Source organism: Gracilibacillus sp. JCM 18860 (assembly GCF_055395245.1).
Genome location: NZ_AP043868.1, coordinates 1,488,432 through 1,509,414 on the forward strand (window position 1 = coordinate 1,488,432; position 20,983 = coordinate 1,509,414).

Consider the following 20,983-nt stretch of genomic DNA (forward strand, 5'->3'; position numbering starts at 1 on the left):
TATTATAACGATAAAATTTTATAAAATAAAATAATACAACTAGAATGAACCGAATATATCTATGTAAAAATAAGTAAATATCCCTATATATAGAAAAAGCTTAGATCATTGTGAGAATGATCTAAGCCTTTGATTGAAATGTTATTTTTTGTTGCTTTCAGACTTTCTGTTTTGTGCTCTTACTTCTTGAGCATTTGTTTCGCTAGCGAACTCAGTACCAAATTGTCCTTGACCTTGAGCAGCTTGTTGGTTTTGGCGCTTAACCTCTTGAGCATTTGTTTTGCTTGCTTGTGCTTGGTTAGCTTTGTTTGGTTGTTTAGCCATCATAATCACCTCCACGACCATTAATTTACCCACCTAAAAACTTTTTATCCACGAATTATAAAATAGAAAAAAATGGTTAAATCAATTCGGCCACGCGATGGCTTAATTACCGTTATATTCTTGTATTTGAGATAATACCTTTTGATGTGAAACAGGCATCGGATATTGTGTTACTTCATCTAGAGGCAGCATCAATCCTTTTGGTTGGCCTACTCCTTTTATTCGCCAAACATCCATATTCCATGTAATATGGGAAAAAACATGCTTAACTGGCTTTAATTTTTCTAATTGAATTACATCTATTTCAAACTTTTCCTTTATATAGGTTTGAAGCAATGACTCGCTTACTTCCTTTTTGCTTACCATTGGAAATTGCCACATTTGAGCGAGCAACCCTGTATCTGGTCTTTGTTCTAACATAACCTTTTCAGCTTCTTCGATCACTAATGTAAAGTGGTCCTCTATTTTCTGTTTTGTTTTCTTTGATTTTATTGGTAATGATTGCTCTACACCGTTTGCAAATGCGGTGCAATGATCTTGAACAGGACAAAGCATACAGCTTGGCTTTCTTGGTGTACATATGAGTGCACCAAGCTCCATTAATCCCTGATTAAAATAAGATGGATTTTCCTCTGATATCAGTTCACGGACAGCTTGTTCAAAAATTTTCCTTGTTTTGGCCTTAGCAATATCTTCCTCAATCAATAATATTCTTGACAATACACGCATTACGTTTCCATCAACCGCTGGTTCTGGTTTATTATACGCAATACTTAGTATGGCACCTCTTGTATATGGACCAACTCCTTTTAGATTCCCAAGTGACTCCACGTCATCTGGCACCTTAGCATCATAATTTTCGACTACCTCCCGTACCGCTGTTTGCAAATTTCTGACTCGAGAATAATACCCTAATCCTTCCCATGCCTTTAATACTTCTTGTTCATCTGCTTCTGCTAAGGCAGATAATGTAGGAAAAGATTTAGTGAACTGATTAAAATATGGAATAACGGTATCCACTTTTGTTTGTTGTAGCATAATTTCTGACACCCATACTCGATATGGATCTTGATTTTTGCGCCAAGGAAGATTTCTTTGTTCTTTTTCAAACCAATCGATTAAATCTTTACGAAATTGGGGTATATTAATAGTAATGGCTATATGATCATGATTATTTTTCACAATAATTCATCCTTCATGTTACAATGTTGTTAGAAAAAGTGTTATTCGAGTTAGATAATTTTTTATAGGGGGCAACTAAGAATGGATACTGCAACACATATCACAATGGGCATTGCTCTTGGTGGTATTGCCACTTTAGATCCAGTTGTACAACAGGACTCTGCACTATTTACAGCTGTTATGGTTGGTACCATAGTCGGCTCCCATGCACCTGATTTTGATACAATCCTGAAATTACGAAATAATGCCACCTATTTAAGACATCATAGGGGTATTACTCATTCGATTCCATTAGTAATCTTTTGGGGAATCGCTATTTCTTCTATAATCTACCTTTTCTTACCCGAGGTGAATTTTTTACATCTTTGGTTATGGACATCTCTTGCAGTAATTCTGCATGTTTTTGTTGATATTTTTAACGCATATGGCACACAAGCCTATCGCCCATTCACAAAAAAATGGGTAGCACACGGTTTTATTAGCACCTTTGATCCCTATATTTTTAGTCTTCATGTTATTGGGATTATTGCATGGATATTAGGTGCCACTCCAGGCTACACATGGCTTGCCATCTATTTTATTATATTATTGTATTACATTAAAAGATATATGGACAAGAGAGAAATTGTTAAATTGATTTACGAACACTTTGCCCATACCGAAAAAATTGCTACTTCACCGACAACGAAGCAAAATATATGGCGAATTGCCATCACTACGAAAGACTTTTACTATGTTGGTCAAGTAGAAGATGGACACATTGTCGTAAATGACCAATTTGATAAGATGCCTGTACCAGATAATAGGTTATTCGAGATTGCGAAAAAGGATAAAAATATCGCTGCTTTTCTTTCCTTCTCCCCGATTTATCGCTGGGAATGGAACATGTATGATGACTTCAGTGAAATTCGTTTTATCGATCTACGTTATCGAACAGCTGGTCATTATCCATTTGTCGCTGTAGTACAAATCGACGATAATCAGCGAATAATGAATTCTTATACAGGCTGGATTTTTTCAGAGGAAAAACTACAAAGTAAATTAAATGTGGATAAACAGGTTTCCTCGACTTTTTAAAGGAGCTGACAATTTTTGAGTCAGCTCCTTTAATTTAGGATTATGGAGTGTCATAATCACCCTTCTATTTTATCGCCAAGAATAGATAACGGCACTGCTTCTTCTTGTTCCAAGTGTTGTCCCAATAGATTAATGCGGTGTCCCCAAGCAAATACGCCATTAATATAGGTAATTTGAAATTGATGCCCTGGGTCTTTCGCAAGCTCATATTTATCGCCTTTTTTAAAATCAGCCGGATTGACAAGATAGGCCGCTGCCATTTGTAATTTCCGTTCTAATATTTCATATTCACTTATATTACCAAGCTGTTCAGCCTTTTGTACTTTTTCCTTAAGATTTGCCATTTCTTTTCTTAATTCCTCTACAGTATAGGAACTATATCTTCTATCCATTTTACGCACCACCATTTAATATTACTCTTATTGTAGCATGATCCAAAAGGTGAATGGAAGTAACATATCCTTACTGTTAGAACTTCTATTGAAAAAGAAGTATACTAGGGGCAGAAGGGAGAGTTTTCTTCATGATTAAATTATTTGCAACAGATTTGGACGGAACGTTATTAAAGTCTGGAAACACAATTAAAAATAAGGATATTGAAGCTATACATAGCTTATCAAAAACTGAGATCGACTTTGCTATTGCTACTGGGAGGTTAGATCGAGACATCCTTGAAATTTGTAAAGAAATTAAGAAAAATGCCCATAGAGTAAGTCAAAATGGCGCATTTGTTTTGTCTGATTCCCATGATTTTATCCACCAGAGAACATTTGATTTAGAAATGAGCTACAAGTTGCATGAGCATATTACAAACTACTCACATCTTGTTTGTATTTCTACAAAGGATGAGATCTATATTTCGAAGAGAACAGAGGAATTAAAAGCGATGGAGAATTTTCTTTATTTCCCATTAATAGAAGGGATTGATTTCATCGATAAGTATGGAACAGAAATTAATCCCAGTAAGTATATGTTGTTAGGAGAAAACAAACAGTTAGTATCTATTGAAGAAGAAATAAAGAACCTCTTCGGAATAAGTATCGAATCCTATATTTCTGACCCGAATTGTTTGGATATCGTACCAAAAGGTGTAAGTAAAGCAGATGGATTAAAGCGATTAGCCAAGCATTTACATATTAAACCTTCGGAAATAGCCGTTATTGGTGATGCTTATAATGATATTCCAATGTTTGAAATGACACCAAATAGCTTCTGTATGTCATCAGCACCGATTGAAGTACAGGCTAAAGCAAAACACATCGTCGATGATGTATATGAAGCAATCGAACAAATCACAAGCCTTGTGAGTAATTAAGTGAAAGAAGCACGAATCCAAACACTATAGCTTGTAATTAGAGCTAAGGAGTCGTGCTCTTCCTTATAAGTCTTCCTCCATATATTCATCTATAAATCGTTGAATGGATTCTCCATCAAAGCCTTTTCTGTATAAAGCTGCTTTTACTTTTTGTTTTAGCTTATAACCTGTATCTTTCTTTTGATACTTGGTTTGTATTTTTTGACCTTGATAAACAACTGCTTGATATTCTGCTTCGGCGTCTTCTCCTAAGTCTATTTCCTGCAAAACGTCATGAATTAATTCAAGCGTAAAGCCTTTTTGAAGAATGTTTTGTTTAACGGCATTCAATTGTTGCTTGAAAGATTTCTTAGACGAATTAGTCATTTTTTTCTCAATTAATCGTTTCGTTTTCTCAAATTGCTTATCATACGTATAAAGCTCTAAGGCTCTATCAATGATAGCTGCTTCCACACCTTTGTCCTTTAACTCCTTCCTAACTAATATAGGACCTTTTGATGTTGTTTGGATTCTGGTTCGAACGAATGCTTCACTAAATGCTAAATCATCTAGTAAACTCTCCCGTTTTAATCTTTGGACAACTTCCTTGATGTATGTGATTTCTATGTCTTTTTTTTGTAAATATTCTATTAATTCTTGCTCAGATCGCATTCGGTAACTTAAGAAACGTATAGATAGGGTATACACTTTATAGGAGGCATCTTTCTCTTGAATTTGATCGATCAGTCCCTTGGTTAATTCCATACCTTTTCGGAGATGATAAGAAATTAGTAAATCTTCATCCACACTAAAAGCATAATATTCCTTGTCATTTTCCTTTAAAAAAATATTATATCGATACTTTTGTTTCTTTTGAACGGTAATTTTTGAAATGGTTGGCAAAACACTCACCTCGTTTCCCTACCATTTTATCACACAAACACACGTTCTTCAAAGGGGGGGGATTCTTAGATTTTTCTTACAGTCGTTTACTATTGAAAAACTAAAATAGGAGAGTGAGACGGTATGAAAATAGCGATAGCTGGTGGTACAGGATTTGTTGGTCAACATCTTACCAAGCATTTAATTGATCGTGGAGACGAGGTATTTATCCTAACTCGGCATCCCAATAAACATAGAAATAAGCAAAAAATAACCTATATCGGTTGGTTAAATGAGAATCTAAATCCCATTGCTCAATTACCACCATTGGATGCCATCATAAATTTGGCAGGGGAGTCCCTTTTTGGATATTGGACTAAATCAAAGAAGGATCGTATTTATCAAAGTAGAATCAAAGCTACCTATGCAATCATCGATATGATAAAAGAAATGAAATATAAACCTGCTGTGCTAATCAATGCCTCTGCAGTCGGCTATTTTGGTACTTCTCTTACAGAAACATTTACAGAATCAAGAAAGGAATCAGGAAATGATTTTTTAGCAGAAGTAACAGAAGCTTGGGAAAAAACCGCCCTAGAAGCGAATACTTATGGTGTACGTACGGTTATTGCAAGGTTTGGTGTCATTTTAGGGACGGAAGGTGCCTTGCCTTTAATGACAATGCCATTCAAATGGTATGTTGGGGGCAAAATTGGCTCAGGCGAGCAGTGGGTATCATGGATTCATATCACGGATGTCATTGGAATGATTTTATTTTCATTAGATCATCCTACGATTGATCAAGCCTTTCATATGACCGCACCAAGTCCTATAAAAAATAGCAAAATGGCAGAAGTTATTGCTCAAACACTTCATAAGCCTAACTGGTTACCAGTTCCAAGAGTTGCCATAAAGGCCCTACTAGGTGAAATGAGTATACTTGTAGAATCAGGGCAAAAGGTTCTTCCTGAAAAAGCAATAAAGAGTGGTTACTCGTTCCAATATTCTCATATCGAAAAAGCACTAGAAGATTTACTTAAATAGTTTAATTATTGGTCATATTAAAGCAAATAACTGAATATTTTGGCATTTACATTAACTAAATGTATATTTTATAAACTTTCCTTAATATTACTTCCTATTACAAAGAATTTTTTTGTTTTTTTTACAAAAAAACTATTTACAATTACAGTGATTGTTGTGTAAGATAATAATGAGTTTTTTAGTAATTTCATTTTGTTATTTGATGACATATAAGGGAAGGCAAATGGTGCGCCACCAATACTGAGATATTGGTTCTAGTGGGTTCGATTCCCACCCCGAATTTTTGTGGCTTTTTGATAAAAATTCGAGGGTGGATGAGACACACTATAGGGCAAAGCTGCCTTTTTCATCACACCCTCCATCGAATAGGAGGGATTTTTTATGTTAAAAAAGAGAGATTTACAAGACGTGCCAGCCCTATATGAATTATTGAAGCACCCAGAGGTTTTTCCATATGTAAGACAAAAGGCATATTCCACAGATGAATTTTATTTTTTAACCAAAAAGACAATGGAAGCAGAGGAGAACGGAGAATTAATTTCTCGTACTATTCTAGATGATTACTACAACCCAATTGGAACAATAAACTTGTTTGATATTCAGAATAATACAGGATTTTTAGCGACGTGGATCGGCAAGCCTTATTTTGGAAAGGGATATAACCAATTAGCAAAAGACGCATTTTTTGAAGAGCTTTTTTACCAACAAGAGATTGAGGCGATTTTTATAAAAATCCGTAAATCTAATATCCGTTCAATGAAGGCCATTTTGAAGGTGCCTTTTGTCATATATGCAAATGTTACTTATCCAGAGATTTTCCAACAAATTAACCACTCTGAAATGGATCATCCAATTTATGACTTATTTGTGATCACGAAAGCGAATTATTTGCACCATTCGGAAACAGCAAAGGAGGGCGAAGAAGCAATCTAATTTTTTGTCATCGATTGGATAAAGTGCTACGATAAGATAGTGATTTTTCATTATTTTATTTGGAGGATTTATCAGGATGAAATATATACTGGTTCCAGCGCAAATCAGTATGCTGTTTTTATTTTATTATATTGGAGAGTGGATTCAAGATCTTTTCTCTTTGTTGATTCCTGGTAGCATCATTGGCATGCTACTATTTTTTCTTTTGCTACAAGTAAAAGCAATTAGAGTTCATTGGATAGAAAAAGGAATTGACCTCTTACTAAAGGATATGCCGATCTTTTTTGTTCCCGTAACAGTAGGAATAGTGGAATACCTTGATTTTTTAAATGGTAAAGGGATTTTAATCCTACCAATAGCATTCGTGAGTACGTTAATCGTAACTGTTATTACAGCTATTATTTCTCAGAAAATTCTTCATAAAAGAGTTGAATCCTATGAGTAGACTAATACTTGGAATATTGTTCATCATACTAACAGTGCTTATTTTCTATCTTAGTAAAAAATTGTATCACATAATTCCGACACCATTCACATTGCCTATTTTTATCACATCCCTTTTCTTTGTTTTGCTACTCATCATTTTCGACATACCTTATCAAACGTACATGATAGGTGGACAATGGTTAGATCATTTTCTAGGCCCTCTTGTCGTTGCCTTAGCATTACCTCTTTACCGGCAACGACATTTAGTTAAGAAATATGCCAAAACCATTTTCATTGGTGTTGCAATTGGCTCAATCATTGGAGTTACCAGTGGAATTGTTTTTGCTAAATGGTTTTCCTTTGAGGAGGTAATCATACAATCTATTGCTCCTAAATCTGTGACAACACCTGTAGCTCTAAGTATTGCAGATTCAGTTGGTGGCAACATGACTATTGCTGCTATCGGTGTAATGATTGCAGGTATTGGTGGGGCAATGTTTGCACCACTTATGTTAAGGATTTTCCGTATTGACCATCCCGTTGCACGAGGGTTAGGTATTGGCACAGCTTCTCATGCAATTGGAACAGCAAAAGCTTTAGAACTTGGAGAGCTTGATGGTGCTATTAGTGCATTGGCGATGACAATTACTGCCATAACTGTATCAATCATAGCCCCATTTCTTTTACAATGGCTCTTATAATGCTATAATAGCATTCATAATTTTTCTGATAAATGACAAAATAGGGCAGATGGCATTCATTTAAAAAGCGATCCTAGGAAGTCGTAAGCAGGCAAGGAAGGTGATCAAAATAGGAATCGTGGTGGTAGATGTTTGTGATAGTAATTTAATAACTACCTTTGATATAGAAGAAATTATTGAATCTGAATATCCGGAGGTTGCTGTACTAATACATGACTGTTTGAATTTTTGTGGATTGTGTCGTCTCAAGCCATACGCTATGGTAAATGGTAAAAGGGTACACGGGAAAACACCGGAGGAAACATTAGAAAAAATAAAAGCAGCGATTGAAGAAGAGCTGGCATTCTATAAATAGAAAAAAGGGCTTAAGTGAAGTGCAATCCAGTTGGGCTTGCACTGACAATAAGCCCTTTTTTTTATTCAAATATTGTCGAAAGCTCTATAAATCGTTTGTCTAACCCCTTCGCAACTGCTTCATGGACAGTCTTTCCTTGATGGGTGTTCAAACCTTTAGCAAATGCTGGGTCTTTCCTCACATACCCCTGTAAGCCAAGATTTGCTAGGCGCACGATATATGGGATGGTAACATTTGTTAGTGCATAGGTTGCTGTCTTCGGTACTGCTCCTGGGATATTGGCAACTGCATAATGAGTAACTCCATGCTTCACATATATAGGATTATCATGGGTAGTAACACGATCAATCGTTTCGATCGTTCCTCCTTGATCAACGGCTACATCGACAACTACCGAGCCTTCTTCCATTGTTTTAATCATTTTTTCTGTTACCAGTTTTGGCGCTTTTGCACCTGGGATTAACACAGCACCAATTAGTAAATCTGCTGTTTTTATTTGTTCGTTAATATTGTATTCATTAGAAGCAAGTGTCCTTATTTTACCTTGGAATAGATCCTCTAATTCTCGCAGCCTTTGTATATTTATATCTAATAGCGTAACATTAGCTCCTAATCCAATTGCCATTCGTGCAGCATTTGTTCCAACAATTCCCCCACCTATAATGACAACATTCGCTGGGGATACTCCTGGGACACCGCCAACTAACACACCTTTACCACCATGAACCTTTTCTAAAAACCGCACACCTGCCTGGATAGACATTCTCCCAGCAATTTCACTCATTGGTACTAAGAGTGGTAAGCCTCCACTTCTAGCTTGAATCGTTTCATACGCGATTCCAGTTACTTTATTTTCAATAAGTGCATCAGCTACCTTTGGTTCTGCAGCAAGATGTAGATAAGTAAATAAAATTAAGCCTTCTCTAAAAAAGACAAATTCCTCTGGCTGAGGCTCTTTGACCTTTACTACTAGTTCCTGTGACCAAGCTTCTCTTGCCGTTTGTACAATTACTGCCCCAGCTTCTTCATAGGCATGATCCGAAATAGCACTGCCTACACCAGCACCTGTTTCCACCTTCACCTCATGGCCAGCTTGGGTTAGTGTCAGCACTCCTGCTGGTGTCATAGCTACCCGATTCTCATTACTTTTCATTTCTTTTGGTACCCCTATTTTCATCCAGTTCACCTACCTTCTATTTGCTAGTATGTTATGAAAAATTCTTATTATTCGTTTTCCCTTTTTTGTATTGTTTTAATACAAAAAGTTACAGTGGTATTCAACCTGATATTATTTTTTTTGGTTATCGTGCAATGTAATTGTGACATTACCAAGATATTGCCTTTTATCTTGTAACTCATACCGTTTGGCGACTATTCTTTCGATACTTTAATTTCAAAAAAACCATAGCATCAATCGCTATGGCTTAAAATCCAAAATCAAGTTGTTTCCCTGTTTCCGTAAAAGTTTTGATATTACTTAAAATCATTGGCCAATGGTCTTTCGTGCTTTTATAGGATGGATGTTCTTGTGACCATAGATCATTTATTAAAGTTAATTTCGTACAGTTTCCAACAGTAGTTAAAGTATAAGTGATACGTGTCTCAAGGTTAGCATGATCTTGATTATACGAAGGACCAGGATGTTCCGTAAAGCTCAGTTTTTCTAATGGATTACATGTCAATATCTTTCCATATACATGAACTGTCTCCTCACCATCATTACCAGGTCCGATATAGGAAATAGTCTCACCTGGTATAAAAGATGATCGGATCGTACATCCATAAAAGGTTTGCTGTACCCCCTCATCGGATACCAGCGTTTCCCATACCTTTTCTATTGGTGCATTGATATAAAAATCGTAACTCAAATCCATTTGTCATTCCTCCTATTCCATTTTACTAGTATGGTATAATAACCTCATCAAAATGTATTGTATAAATGCGACAAACATATAAGTTAGGTGTGAGAATTATTGAAAAAAGTAATTACAGTTCCAAAAGGGATTCTACATTCAAAGGAAGGAAGTAAGAAGTTTACTCTTCATCGCTATAAACCTAGTATTGAAGCATCTGCTATTGTTCAACATTATTGGTTTGTAAGATGGGATCTATTAGAGGACACACCATACGAACAACATGTTGTTTCACATCCTAATATTAATTTGGTTTTCGAAAAAGATTATGCCAGTATTCATGGAATAAAGCGCACTATTTCTTCCCATTTGTTAGAAGGTAGGGGCTCGGTATTTGGTGTAAAGTTTTTGCCTGGAGGTTTCTATCCACTCTGGAAAAAGGATATATCTCAACTAACGGAAAAATCGATCGACTTTCAAGAGGTTTTCCATATAGACAGTAAAACGATTCGAGATCAACTTTTTCAAAACCATGATGTGGCTGAACTCTCTATTCCACTAATAGACCAGCTAATATGTTCTAATCTGCCGGAACCTGATGAAAAAGTTGATTTAATCTCTCAAATTGTTTTATTCATTAGAGAAGATCGGTCAATTATCAAAGTGGAAGATGTGGCGAACAAATTCAATTTGCATGTGAGAACGCTTCAACGCTTGTTTGACCGCTATGTTGGCGTTAGCCCTAAATGGGTAATCAAGCGTTATCGACTTCATGAAGTAGTGGAAAGCATTGATAAGGGTAGTACTAAGAATTGGGCAGATCTGTACACAAGACTGGGTTACTATGATCAGGCACACTTTATTAAAGACTTTCGTTTGATTGTTGGGAAATCACCTGAAAAATATTTTAAGGAAAGCTAGGAAGTGATTATTTAATTTTTTAAAAAAAAATGGAGCATATCGGGCTCGAACCGATGACCTTCGCGCTGCCAGCACGACGCTCTCCCAGCTGAGCTAATGCCCCGTAAATTTTATATTATCAATTAATGAAAGTTGTAGCAAGTAAAAAAGAGCATTAATTATTAATACTCTTCTATTCCGCCATTTCTTTTGTTTGAAAAATATATCTTGAAAATAGTAAAAGAATCAATGAGAGACCCAGGGTAATGGCTGATGCCATCCACAATTCATTTGGAATAGAGCCTTCAGTAAGCATAGTCGTTATATGCTCACTAATACTATTTGGTAACCAGGGTAAACGAAATGAAAAAATTTGGTTCAACACTGACATCGCCATTATTGTTATAACTGTTGATGTTAAGACAAGTCCAGGTACCTTCATCATTGTATTATAAAAAACAGTGAGCGTGACAACAAATATGAGCCAAACAAAGTAGAACAAGAATAAACTGAAGAATTCAATAATTGTAATTTCACCAAATAATAAATTTACATAATACCAACTTGCAAGCATTCCTACTAAATAAGAGACAAATACTAATAAAAGCTTGGCACTCCATTTAGCCAAAATATAAGTTACATAACGGACTGGCTTAACTAGAATAAGTTCTGCAACGCCACTTTTTCTTTCACCTGCGATAACACCCATTGTAATGGCTATTACTACTAACACGCCGAGCATACTCATTTGAGTGAGACTCATCATAATTGCCATTTCTGGTTCTGTTTCAGGTATATCAATAACTGCTCCATCTGGTAAGCCACCAACCGCTTGGATAATTTGTGGTAAATAATACGTAGATAATGGGTCCATAATACAGAACAATATAAAAACAAGTGGAACCCAGATCCATTTATAACTCCGCCAATCTTCCAATAACTCTTTCATAAAAATTGTCTTCCATTGCATCAGCTTTGCACCACCTTCATAAACAAATCCTCAAGAGATGTTCGACTTAATTCAAACTTTACTATAGGCCAATCTTCTTGCACTGCTTTTGTTAAAATCTCTGCACGGGCTCTAGCAATATCATTAACAAAAATATGAAGTTCACCTTTCTCAAGTACGATCGTATTCACAGATTCTAGCCTTTCGATTTTGTCCACATATTTATTTGCACTATCGCGCAAGCTGAGCTCAAACTTAGGTGATTGATGTCTCTTTCGCAGATCATCGATAGATCCTGATTCTAGTATTTCACCATGATGTAATAATAATAAATCATCACAAATTTCTTCTGCATCCCCTAAGATATGAGTGGAAAACAAAATAGTTGTTTCTTCCTTCAATTCTTCCATCAGTGTAAGTACTTCACGCCGACCAATTGGATCTAGTGAGGATACTGGTTCATCCAACATGAGAAGCTTCGGCTTATGCATCATCGCTTGTGCAATTCCAAGTCTTTGTTTCATTCCACCTGAATATTTGCCAATTCTTTGATTTTTCGCATCATCAATTGCTACTTTTTTTAATAATTCTTCGGCTCTTTCATTGGCTTCTTTTTTGGAAAGGTAGGCAAGCTCACCGACATACATTAAAAATTCCTTACCTGACATCCATGAATGAAAAACTGGATATTGAGGTAAATAACCAATAGAATACCTAATATCATTTAGAGCATTCTTCTCTTGAAACTTGATCGAACCATTACTAGGCTTTAATAATCCGGAAAGCATACGTAATGTTGTTGTTTTTCCAGCGCCATTTGGCCCTAGTAAAGCAACACATCTTCCCTTATTTAATTCAAAGCTTATCCCTTTCACTACTTCTTTACCTTTAAAGACCTTTTTTAATTGCTCCACCTTTATAACCGACATGTTATGACTGTCTCCTTCCAACAATGAAATATAAGATTGGACCGATAAAAGTGAGAAAAACAATAATTACTGCCCATATAGGTTTAGGACCATTTGTGTCATCCGCCTTTATAAGTGAAATAATTGCAATAATCATTAAAATCAATTGAATAAGTATAAGTGGAGCAATAATAGGGAGGAATTCTACCAGATCTTCTATCGAACCATTAGTGAAATCTTGCATAAAGACTCACCTCCTAATCCTTGTTACGTTTAAGGTGAATAAAAGGTTTCAAAAAAGTGATACGAATGGTTAACACAATGAAATAAAGCTTGGTATGTCACCAAGCTCCAATATTTTATCTATTTGTCCTTCTTATTGGTAATGTACAGCAACGAAATGCTCCACCAGATTTGATTACCTCTGAAAACTCTACCTCTATAACCTGATAACCCCTGGCACGTAATTCAGAGTTAACATTTTTATTTTCAGGAAGAGAAATCACTGTTTTATTACCAATCGAAAAGACATTGGTACCAAGTGTAAACTGTTCATCATCCGAAACTTCGATTAGATCATACATTTCCATTAATCTATCCAGTTCTCTTTGTTTGAATGCTGATGTATATATTAAACCTTCTTTCTCACTGAGCAAATTAAATGCGCAATCTAAATGGAGAATGTCTTCACTAATCGGTATAGGCATGAGTTTCCTATCTTGAATTATTTCCTGAAGAGCATCGACAGCTTGATAGGTGGTCCTTTCGCTAATACCGATCCATACTCTATCTCCCGCAAGTACTACATCTCCTCCTTCAATGGAAGGGGTAGTTAATTTCATGTAATTAAAATTTCTATTTTTCAAAAATTCTTCTAGGAGCTCGACTTCATGTTCCCTTATTTCACTCCCCATCTTCGATATGTAAACCGTATCACCAATTGTAAAGCCTATATCACGTGTAAAAACTTGTTCATTTAGTTCTTCTTTAGGATCAATGGATAGCACCTTAACGCCATGTTCCTCTAGGGTTCTCACAAATTGCTCATGCTGTCTATTGGCAATTTCTACATCTATATTCTCGTCTTTATAAAATTTTTGTGTTTCATTTATAACATTTGTAATTCTCATATAGGTTGGTGGGCACACCATTACTTTTTCTAATACGTCGAATTCATTTTGTTGAAATACCAAATCTAGCGCCCCCTCTGTTGTAAGATAATAAAATCATGCTTTTATTATACCAAAAAATGATACTTTCATTCTTTATAGTTTGTTTCTATTCCAGACAGAATCCTTCAGGAAAAAGGTGGGTACATTTTCTAACAAATTCATTTCACCCTCTCTTTTTCGATGCTACTCTTGAGTTACAATAAAAAATGGAGGGATTTACATGAAACGAAAAAGAATGAAAAACCCTAATTTTTTTACCTTTGTCATTTTAACCTTCAGAGTCATATTTCAATAATGTTTGCATAAAATGAAATAATACTATTAAACAAGCACGGTCGACTTTCCTATCTAGTCTATCGTGCTTCCTTTTGTTATGTAATATATTGCATTAAACTCAGATTCCACAAACCCCAATAAAAAACTCTAGCCGTTTCTGGCTAGAGTTTTAATTCCTTCTTATGCTTTTTTCACCACAATATCATTGTTCTCAAAGACAATTTTTAATTTCTTGACTTCTTCCTCCTCAAGAACAACATCTGTGATTCCATCTTCTACTTTATCTTGGATAACACGTCGTAATGGTCTTGCACCAAAACGTGGATCATAGCCTTTATCCGCGATATATTGTTTGGCTTCTTTAGATATAGTTATATCTAAATCTTGGTCTTTGAGGTGTTCTTCTAGTTCAGCAATCATTAAATCGACAATCGCTAATAAGTTAGCTTCTGTCAACTCATTAAAAGGAATGATTGCATCGAAACGATTTAAGAATTCAGGTTTGAAATAATCACTTAAATTTTCAAGTGTTGATACTGCTTCATTGTTGTCACTATTAAATCCGACAGTTATATTTTTCACACCTGTTCCTGCATTACTTGTCATAATAATCACCGTATCTTTAAAGCTTACGGTTCGACCATGACTGTCTGTTAAGTGACCGTCCTCCATAATTTGTAGGAACATATTCTGCACATCTGGATGTGCCTTTTCAATCTCATCAAGCAATATTAAGCTATAAGGATTGCGGCGGACCTTTTCTGTTAATTGTCCAGCCTCTTCATGACCTACATATCCTGGTGGCGAACCAATAATTTTGGAAACGGCATGTTTCTCCATATATTCACTCATATCAAGGCGAATCATGGCATCCTTTGTACCAAATAATTCTTCAGCGAGTGCCTTGGTTAATTCTGTTTTACCTACACCAGTTGGACCAACGAATAAAAAGGACCCAATTGGACGACCTTTTGCTTTTAAGCCTGCTCTACTTCGACGAATGGCCTTAGCTACTTTATTGACAGCTGTTTCTTGTCCTATTACTTTTCCCATTAGGTTTTGTGCTAGATTTTTCATCTTAGACTGTTCATCTGATTGAATTTTCCGCACAGGAATTCCTGTCTTTTCTTCTATTATTTGTTGAATATCCTCAATAGAAACGACAGCTTTTGGTGATTCTGTTTGTTCTTCTAGTTTTTTCTCTAATTTAATCTCTTGGTGGCGTAGATTTGCTGCTCGTTCATAATCCTCTTGTTCTGCTGCCTCCATTTTTTCTTTGGCAATTTCATCAAGTCGTTGCTGTAATGAATCATGGTCTGTTTCTGCTACCGCTAGGTTTAAACGAGCCCCAGCTTCATCAAGTAGATCAATTGCTTTGTCAGGTAAGAAACGATCTTGAATATAGCGTTTAGATAGTACTACTGCAGCGCGAAGTACTTCATCTGGATAGCTAACTTTATGGTAGTTCTCATATCGTTCTTTCAACCCTAGCAAGATTTGCTCAGCTTCCTCCATGCTAGGCTCTTTTACGATAATTGGCTGGAATCTACGTTCAAGTGCTGCATCCTTTTCAATTTTTCGATATTCTTTCAAGGTAGTAGCTCCAATTAATTGAAGCTCACCACGTGCTAATGCTGGCTTTAGGATGTTTCCTGCATCCATTTGAGATCCTTCAGCAGTTCCTGCCCCAACTAACAAATGAATTTCATCAACAAAAAGAATAACATTTTGACGTTCTTGCAACTCTGATACAAGTTGTTTCATTCTTTCTTCAAATTGTCCTCGAACCCCTGTATTAGCTACAAGAGATGCGACATCAAGGATATAGATTTCTTTATTTAAAAGCTTAGCTGGAACATTTCCTTCCACAACCTTTAGTGCTAATCCCTCAGCAATTGCTGTTTTCCCAACACCAGGTTCACCAATTAGTACAGGATTGTTTTTATTTCTACGATTTAATGTTTCTATTATTCGCTTCACTTCATTATCACGCCCAATAACAGGATCAATTAAACCTGCTCTTGCTGCATCTGTTAAATTTTTACCAAGTTGATCTAGTAACCCATTTCCGTTAGATCCATTCGTCGTATAAGTACTGGAAGTTGCCTTATGAGAACCACTTGCTCCTCCTGCAAAGAAGCCTTCAAATCCTTTGTCTCCAAACATTCCAGATGGATTTTGTGCTTTGTTTTGTATTTCTTGAAAGCATGTCTCACATACATGCAAGGATTGTGTTTGGTCATTAAATCGAAGGCTTACATTAATTGTTGCTTGACGAATACCACAATGCTGACATTTCATCATTCATTCCTCCTTCAATTTTAAAGGTCAATTTGACTTTGACTATATTTGACCTTTATGTAACTCATATTATACTTTGACCTTTTTTGACTTTCAAGACTTTTGCTCAAATTTTTTTCTTTAAATTTAAAAAACAAAAACCAACCTACTATAGTAGATTGGCTCTATTGATTAAGTATCTATATTTTATATAACAACTCCAAAAGGGATAAAAATAAAGGCTAATGCTAAAATTATTGACCAAATCACTTCTTTTAGCATTGTATTCCTCCTAGTTAGCTTTTTTTCTATCATAGCATAACCGTATCCATAAATATCTCATTTCCATAAAACATTACAAACAATTTACATTTAACCGAGCTCTACGACTAATTCTATCTATTAATGTTAAAGTCCCGCTTTATTGAAAAAATTAACTATGTTAAAATAAACGTATCCTGGTATTAAGGAGTTGTTTTATATGGTCAAAATTAACCTTTTACATCATAACAAGAAAAAAATCCCAATGACAGTAACAAAATTAACGATATTCAAACAGGCCAAAATATTAGATGCTATTAGTAAAAACAATCAATATTACACAGTGATTTTTTATAAGAATAAGTGTATAAATGGTAAGAAAACTACCGAAGTAAGAAGGAACAGCTTTTTAGCTACTGCATACCGTTATGGAACTACTTACAATGCTACACACCCTCTCACTGAAGCTTTTGTATCCACTATTCAAAACTATCGCACCATTTCATTCAATCAAATGTTTCAAAAACTAAAAGATAAATATAACGATAACGAAATGCTATATATACTATCCATGTTCGACAACTTTATTAATGAGAAGAAGATTCAAGCACTTTGCAAAAAAGTTTTCTACCAATATAGAAGAAATGGACAACTAAAAAAAGCGTTTAGTACCCTCATAACTTATGCACAAGTACGACCTCATGATCGATTTGCAAGTGACATGATCCATCACATAGATTTTCAAAAATATAAAGTTCTGTATGATGAAATGACAGATCTTTCCTTCGATAACGACGCCCTTTATCTAGAAGCAAAGCTTTCTCAACAACAATTATCTACTACCCAATTTAACCGAGTGATACGATTATTACAAAAAGAAGACAGAGTTTTTGATATACTTTTTGCTAACTATGATCATATCCTTCAAAATCTGCCTCCTATTAGCATTTCAGCTATAGAGCAATTCGATACATTAATCGAAGACCTATTACCTGATGACTGCATCATTTCGTTGTGGGAGAAGCTCCTTGAACACGATCCTAGCTGCTTAACGATCTACAATAAACTCGAATCAAAACAAGCATACACCACCATCGTCCATCATCTAATAAAGCAAAAAATAGCAATACCTCTTGATTTGTTAGTAAATGCTATACACCAAATGAATGGAAAACAGCTGTCGCGATACACAGAGGAGATATTTCCTTTGTTAAGTGAACTTATCGAAGATTCGGCTCAATTAGAGCCATTAATCCATCATTGTATTATTAAGCTACTGCCCTTCTATTCGATCGAAGAATTAGTGGAAAAGCTTCCAAATACAAAGCTACCTATTGCGAGAAAACTATGTAAAATGGGCCAATATGAGAACAATCCTGATGAGCAACTCGCGTTAGGAGAATTATACTTTGAACTCGAGCAATACGAGAAGGCTATTCAGTGCTTTGAATGGGAAATGGAGTTAAATCCTGAAAATCCTAAATCACTACAATATTTACAAAAAAGCTATCAGGCTATCGGTGATAAAGAACAAGCCAACAATTATCAACAGCTCTTACTTAACATGCCTTCGTAATATATTGAGCTCCCATCAGTGGAGAGTTTTTCCCCACTGATGGCTTGTGCGCTTCGTGCTTACCGTTCCTCTATACTTCTCCACAGTGTCATCGTTGCATAGGAACGGTAAGGCTTCCATTTCTCGCTCCAGCCTTGCATCCTATCACGGGTTGGCTTCTTTTCTAGATCATAATACTTCTTTAATGCATTTTGCACCCCTATATCTGCTACTGGAAAAAGATCTTTCCTACCAAGAGAAAACATGAGCCAATTCTGGGCTGTCCATGGGCCAATTCCTCTCAATTTCGTCAATGTTGAAATGACTTCTTCATCATTTTTTGTCTCGAAGGTAGAGAGATTAATATGACCTTGAACAACTTGTTTGGCAGTATCAATGACGTATTCTGCCTTTCTTCTACTAAATTGCATTGCTTGCAGCTTTTCGTATGGAATCACTGCAACCTTGTCTGGTTCCGGATAAAACCATGTGTCTTCTACTTTTTCTCCATATGTTTTCACAAATCGCTCAGTTAAAGTTTGGGCAAAAGACATATTTAATTGCTGGTGGATTATTGTTTTCATTAGATTGCTAAACAAATCAAATTCCTTTACAAGTGGTGTATAAGGATATTTCTTAAATAATTGCTTTAGGTCAGTCTGTTCAAAGAATTTTTGAATTGCCTGTAAATCCTCATCCCATGCAAAGATTTTTTTAACTTGTTCCAATACCGTCGCCTTTTGTTCCTCTTGACTTCCTTCCAATAGAAAGCTCGGTTTCTCCGTCGTACCTAGGGAGGTGACCTTTACTAATGTATTTTTATTTTTTACTCTGAGAGGAATTGTAATTCTTCGCTCCAATTTATTAATATTGTTTAGTGGATCCATAGCCAAACGCATAAGTATGTAATCAAAATCATAAGATGATGTTAGATCAATTTGCTCTTTCCACATTACAGACACACCTTTTCCTTTTTCAGTATTTTCTTTCCATTATGGTATAATCAAACCAAATACACAACAATAAAAATAGGTGGTTACAATGAAAAAGCAATATTATGCCATAATTGACATCGGTTCGAATACTATGCGCTTAGTTATCTATCTACGAGAAAAAGGTGGTCGGTTAAAAGAGGTTGAAAATGTAAAGGCAGTAGCGAGACTTCGAACATTCTTGGATACAAACAACCAATTAACAAATGCAGGGATAGATAAGCTCATCATGACATTACTTAGCTTTAAGCATGTATTGGCTACTTATGATTTAAAAGAGATCGTATGTGTTGCTACAGCTACAATTAGACAAGCTGAGAATCAACTAGATATTCAAGCAATTGTGAAGGAAAAAACGAATCTTCATATGCGCATTTTATCTGAAAAGGAAGAAGCCTTCTATGGTTTTCTAGCTGTAGTAAACTCTACTTCTATTGAAACTGGTATTACCGTCGATATTGGTGGTGGTAGTACCGAAGTCACTTATTTTAGAAAAAGAGAACTAGTCGAATCACACAGCTTCCCATTTGGAGCATTAACTCTTAAGGAATTTTTCCAGAAGGATATTCCCACTTACGAAGAGCTTGAAAAACTTCATCATTTTCTAAGTAAGGAATTCCATCATCTGCCATGGTTAGTTGGAAAAGAAGTTCCGTTAATTGCTATTGGTGGAAGTGCTCGGAACCTTGTGCAAATCGAACAAAATCTGAAAAAATATCCGCTAGCAGGACTCCATCAATATAAGATGTATGATACAGACATCCAAACAGTTAGTCATTATTTAACCTCACGGAACAAGGAAGAACTATTAAAAGTAGAAGGATTATCGAAGGACAGAGCAGACATTATCATTCCTGCTATAGAGGTTTTCCATACACTATATCAAACCATCCAAGCAGACTGCTTTATTCTCAGTAGGAAAGGATTACGAGATGGTGTATTCTTTGAGCAATTGTCAAAGGAGATGGGGTCTCTACTCTTCCCTAATGTGTTGGAAGATAGCATTCAAGAATTAATTAATGATTATAACCTTGATCCAAAGCAAATCATTCATGTCCAATACCTTACTCGTAGGCTATTTCACTATTTGAAGGACAATGGTGTAATCCATCTTAGCAAGAAAGATTGGTCTTTATTAAAACGAGCGAGCTATTTGTGTCATTTAGGAGAATACATTGATGCAGAAGCAAGTGCTCAGCATACGTTCTATTTACTTGCAAACCGTACGATTGATGGGTTAATGCATCGCGAGCGATTAATGATTGCCTTGATTGCATCCTATAAAAATAATACGTTATTCAAACAATTTATAAAGCCATACAAAACATGGTTTCTAAAGGAAGAACGTAAAAAGCTTCGTCATCTTGGAGCTATATTAAAATTTACTTATTGCTTAGATGCTACGAGAAGACAGATTGTTACTGATTTATCGATAACAAGAAAGCAAGATAGATTTATATTTGAGCTAGAGTGTATAGGTGATTGGTCACCAGAGGAATACCAGGCAGAAAAACAAAAAAAGCATCTCGAGAAAATAGTGAAAACAGATATTGAATTAATCTTCAAGCCAAAATTGTAAAGAATTAATTTACATGAAATTAACATAGCATTAACAAAAA

22 protein-coding genes and 1 tRNA gene are annotated in these 20,983 nt (G+C 35.5%); 10 read left to right on the forward strand and 13 right to left on the reverse strand.

The features are described 5' to 3' along the window. Window positions 1-141 precede the first annotated feature (141 nt). Both ACZ5R4_RS07705 and mutY read right to left on the reverse strand, forming a co-directional pair. Window positions 142-324 carry a gamma-type small acid-soluble spore protein gene (locus ACZ5R4_RS07705; RefSeq protein ID WP_054787376.1) on the reverse strand — a complete coding sequence of 61 codons (183 nt, stop codon included), beginning with the start codon at window positions 322-324 and terminating at the stop codon, window positions 142-144. 102 nt (window positions 325-426) lie between these two features. Then, window positions 427-1,506, reverse strand: a complete 1,080-nt coding sequence (gene mutY, locus ACZ5R4_RS07710; RefSeq protein ID WP_464368287.1) for an A/G-specific adenine glycosylase — start codon at window positions 1,504-1,506, stop codon at window positions 427-429. Window positions 1,507-1,587: 81 nt separating this feature from the next. Here mutY and ACZ5R4_RS07715 point away from each other — a divergent pair, with 81 nt between their 5' ends. After that, window positions 1,588-2,583 (forward strand): metal-dependent hydrolase, encoded by a 996-nt coding sequence (locus tag ACZ5R4_RS07715; protein ID WP_464368288.1) that lies wholly within the window; start codon window positions 1,588-1,590, stop codon window positions 2,581-2,583. 56 nt (window positions 2,584-2,639) lie between these two features. On the opposite strand, the gene ACZ5R4_RS07720 is transcribed toward ACZ5R4_RS07715, so the two are convergent. Then, the gene (locus ACZ5R4_RS07720; RefSeq protein ID WP_464368289.1) at window positions 2,640-2,975 is read right to left on the reverse strand and encodes a YfhH family protein; all 336 of its coding nucleotides are present in this window, start codon (window positions 2,973-2,975) and stop codon (window positions 2,640-2,642) included. Window positions 2,976-3,106: 131 nt separating this feature from the next. On the opposite strand from ACZ5R4_RS07720, the gene ACZ5R4_RS07725 reads away from it, so the two are divergent. Beyond that, window positions 3,107-3,898: a Cof-type HAD-IIB family hydrolase gene (locus ACZ5R4_RS07725; protein WP_054861466.1), complete on the forward strand. Its 792-nt coding sequence runs from the start codon at window positions 3,107-3,109 to the stop codon at window positions 3,896-3,898. A 63-nt stretch (window positions 3,899-3,961) separates the two neighbouring features. On the opposite strand, the gene recX is transcribed toward ACZ5R4_RS07725, so the two are convergent. Continuing rightward, a complete protein-coding gene (recX, locus tag ACZ5R4_RS07730; protein ID WP_054861465.1) occupies window positions 3,962-4,780 on the reverse strand; it encodes a recombination regulator RecX in 819 nt (272 codons plus the stop codon). Window positions 4,781-4,903: 123 nt separating this feature from the next. On the opposite strand from recX, the gene ACZ5R4_RS07735 reads away from it, so the two are divergent. The 5 genes from ACZ5R4_RS07735 to ACZ5R4_RS07755 all read left to right on the forward strand — a co-directional run bounded on the left by ACZ5R4_RS07735 (window position 4,904) and on the right by ACZ5R4_RS07755 (window position 8,218). After that, entirely contained in the window at window positions 4,904-5,803 is a 900-nt protein-coding gene (locus ACZ5R4_RS07735) for a TIGR01777 family oxidoreductase (RefSeq protein WP_464368290.1), read from the forward strand. A gap of 381 nt (window positions 5,804-6,184) precedes the next feature. Further along, a complete protein-coding gene (locus ACZ5R4_RS07740; protein WP_054861558.1) occupies window positions 6,185-6,736 on the forward strand; it encodes a GNAT family N-acetyltransferase in 552 nt (183 codons plus the stop codon). Between the two features lie 76 nt (window positions 6,737-6,812). Beyond that, on the forward strand, window positions 6,813-7,181 hold the full coding sequence (locus ACZ5R4_RS07745; RefSeq protein ID WP_054861557.1) for a CidA/LrgA family protein: 369 nt from the start codon (window positions 6,813-6,815) through the stop codon (window positions 7,179-7,181). Further along, complete coding sequence (locus tag ACZ5R4_RS07750) at window positions 7,174-7,863, forward strand: LrgB family protein (protein ID WP_464368291.1); 690 nt, start codon at window positions 7,174-7,176, stop codon at window positions 7,861-7,863. The genes ACZ5R4_RS07745 and ACZ5R4_RS07750 overlap by 8 nt, the downstream gene beginning before the upstream one ends. Before the next feature lie 109 nt (window positions 7,864-7,972). Next, a complete protein-coding gene (locus ACZ5R4_RS07755; protein WP_054787375.1) occupies window positions 7,973-8,218 on the forward strand; it encodes a YuzB family protein in 246 nt (81 codons plus the stop codon). 61 nt (window positions 8,219-8,279) lie between these two features. On the opposite strand, the gene ald is transcribed toward ACZ5R4_RS07755, so the two are convergent. Both ald and ACZ5R4_RS07765 read right to left on the reverse strand, forming a co-directional pair. After that, on the reverse strand, window positions 8,280-9,395 hold the full coding sequence (gene ald, locus ACZ5R4_RS07760) for an alanine dehydrogenase (RefSeq protein WP_464368292.1): 1,116 nt from the start codon (window positions 9,393-9,395) through the stop codon (window positions 8,280-8,282). Window positions 9,396-9,642: 247 nt separating this feature from the next. Further along, window positions 9,643-10,092 (reverse strand): SRPBCC domain-containing protein, encoded by a 450-nt coding sequence (locus tag ACZ5R4_RS07765; RefSeq protein ID WP_054787302.1) that lies wholly within the window; start codon window positions 10,090-10,092, stop codon window positions 9,643-9,645. Between the two features lie 99 nt (window positions 10,093-10,191). Here ACZ5R4_RS07765 and ACZ5R4_RS07770 point away from each other — a divergent pair, with 99 nt between their 5' ends. Continuing rightward, a complete protein-coding gene (locus ACZ5R4_RS07770) occupies window positions 10,192-10,992 on the forward strand; it encodes a helix-turn-helix domain-containing protein (protein ID WP_054861553.1) in 801 nt (266 codons plus the stop codon). A 30-nt stretch (window positions 10,993-11,022) separates the two neighbouring features. Here ACZ5R4_RS07770 and ACZ5R4_RS07775 read toward each other — a convergent pair. From ACZ5R4_RS07775 to ACZ5R4_RS07800, 6 genes are all read right to left on the reverse strand, one after another. Beyond that, a tRNA-Ala gene (locus tag ACZ5R4_RS07775) sits at window positions 11,023-11,095 on the reverse strand. Between the two features lie 69 nt (window positions 11,096-11,164). Continuing rightward, on the reverse strand, window positions 11,165-11,941 hold the full coding sequence (locus ACZ5R4_RS07780; RefSeq protein WP_054861552.1) for an ABC transporter permease: 777 nt from the start codon (window positions 11,939-11,941) through the stop codon (window positions 11,165-11,167). Next, window positions 11,941-12,849, reverse strand: coding sequence for an ATP-binding cassette domain-containing protein (locus ACZ5R4_RS07785; protein ID WP_054861551.1), 909 nt, complete (start codon window positions 12,847-12,849; stop codon window positions 11,941-11,943). The genes ACZ5R4_RS07780 and ACZ5R4_RS07785 overlap by 1 nt, the downstream gene beginning before the upstream one ends. 1 nt (window position 12,850) lies before the next feature. Then, window positions 12,851-13,072 carry a PLD nuclease N-terminal domain-containing protein gene (locus tag ACZ5R4_RS07790; RefSeq protein WP_054787301.1) on the reverse strand — a complete coding sequence of 74 codons (222 nt, stop codon included), beginning with the start codon at window positions 13,070-13,072 and terminating at the stop codon, window positions 12,851-12,853. A 115-nt stretch (window positions 13,073-13,187) separates the two neighbouring features. After that, window positions 13,188-14,021: a dimethylarginine dimethylaminohydrolase family protein gene (locus ACZ5R4_RS07795; protein ID WP_464368293.1), complete on the reverse strand. Its 834-nt coding sequence runs from the start codon at window positions 14,019-14,021 to the stop codon at window positions 13,188-13,190. A 435-nt stretch (window positions 14,022-14,456) separates the two neighbouring features. After that, window positions 14,457-16,577 carry an ATP-dependent Clp protease ATP-binding subunit gene (locus ACZ5R4_RS07800; RefSeq protein ID WP_464368294.1) on the reverse strand — a complete coding sequence of 707 codons (2,121 nt, stop codon included), beginning with the start codon at window positions 16,575-16,577 and terminating at the stop codon, window positions 14,457-14,459. A 460-nt stretch (window positions 16,578-17,037) separates the two neighbouring features. On the opposite strand from ACZ5R4_RS07800, the gene ACZ5R4_RS07805 reads away from it, so the two are divergent. After that, complete coding sequence (locus ACZ5R4_RS07805; RefSeq protein ID WP_054861549.1) at window positions 17,038-18,393, forward strand: tetratricopeptide repeat protein; 1,356 nt, start codon at window positions 17,038-17,040, stop codon at window positions 18,391-18,393. A 59-nt stretch (window positions 18,394-18,452) separates the two neighbouring features. Here ACZ5R4_RS07805 and ACZ5R4_RS07810 read toward each other — a convergent pair whose 3' ends face one another. After that, window positions 18,453-19,325 carry a DNA-3-methyladenine glycosylase family protein gene (locus ACZ5R4_RS07810; RefSeq protein WP_109985574.1) on the reverse strand — a complete coding sequence of 291 codons (873 nt, stop codon included), beginning with the start codon at window positions 19,323-19,325 and terminating at the stop codon, window positions 18,453-18,455. An 88-nt stretch (window positions 19,326-19,413) separates the two neighbouring features. Here ACZ5R4_RS07810 and ACZ5R4_RS07815 point away from each other — a divergent pair, with 88 nt between their 5' ends. Then, a complete protein-coding gene (locus tag ACZ5R4_RS07815) occupies window positions 19,414-20,943 on the forward strand; it encodes a Ppx/GppA phosphatase family protein (protein WP_464368295.1) in 1,530 nt (509 codons plus the stop codon). Window positions 20,944-20,983 lie beyond the last annotated feature (40 nt).

Coding starts and splice junctions, on each gene's coding strand:
- ACZ5R4_RS07725 (WP_054861466.1), top strand. CDS start 3,107: ATGATTAAATTATTTGCAACAGATTTGGACGGAACGTTATTAAAGTCT.
- ACZ5R4_RS07740 (WP_054861558.1), top strand. CDS start 6,185: ATGTTAAAAAAGAGAGATTTACAAGACGTGCCAGCCCTATATGAATTA.
- ald (WP_464368292.1), bottom strand. CDS start 9,395: ATGAAAATAGGGGTACCAAAAGAAATGAAAAGTAATGAGAATCGGGTA.
- ACZ5R4_RS07705 (WP_054787376.1), bottom strand. CDS start 324: ATGGCTAAACAACCAAACAAAGCTAACCAAGCACAAGCAAGCAAAACA.
- ACZ5R4_RS07790 (WP_054787301.1), bottom strand. CDS start 13,072: ATGCAAGATTTCACTAATGGTTCGATAGAAGATCTGGTAGAATTCCTC.
- ACZ5R4_RS07815 (WP_464368295.1), top strand. CDS start 19,414: ATGAAAAAGCAATATTATGCCATAATTGACATCGGTTCGAATACTATG.
- ACZ5R4_RS07765 (WP_054787302.1), bottom strand. CDS start 10,092: ATGGATTTGAGTTACGATTTTTATATCAATGCACCAATAGAAAAGGTA.
- ACZ5R4_RS07810 (WP_109985574.1), bottom strand. CDS start 19,325: ATGTGGAAAGAGCAAATTGATCTAACATCATCTTATGATTTTGATTAC.
- ACZ5R4_RS07735 (WP_464368290.1), top strand. CDS start 4,904: ATGAAAATAGCGATAGCTGGTGGTACAGGATTTGTTGGTCAACATCTT.
- ACZ5R4_RS07800 (WP_464368294.1), bottom strand. CDS start 16,577: ATGAAATGTCAGCATTGTGGTATTCGTCAAGCAACAATTAATGTAAGC.
- ACZ5R4_RS07780 (WP_054861552.1), bottom strand. CDS start 11,941: ATGCAATGGAAGACAATTTTTATGAAAGAGTTATTGGAAGATTGGCGG.
- ACZ5R4_RS07720 (WP_464368289.1), bottom strand. CDS start 2,975: ATGGATAGAAGATATAGTTCCTATACTGTAGAGGAATTAAGAAAAGAA.
- ACZ5R4_RS07805 (WP_054861549.1), top strand. CDS start 17,038: ATGGTCAAAATTAACCTTTTACATCATAACAAGAAAAAAATCCCAATG.
- ACZ5R4_RS07745 (WP_054861557.1), top strand. CDS start 6,813: ATGAAATATATACTGGTTCCAGCGCAAATCAGTATGCTGTTTTTATTT.
- ACZ5R4_RS07785 (WP_054861551.1), bottom strand. CDS start 12,849: ATGTCGGTTATAAAGGTGGAGCAATTAAAAAAGGTCTTTAAAGGTAAA.
- ACZ5R4_RS07750 (WP_464368291.1), top strand. CDS start 7,174: ATGAGTAGACTAATACTTGGAATATTGTTCATCATACTAACAGTGCTT.
- ACZ5R4_RS07715 (WP_464368288.1), top strand. CDS start 1,588: ATGGATACTGCAACACATATCACAATGGGCATTGCTCTTGGTGGTATT.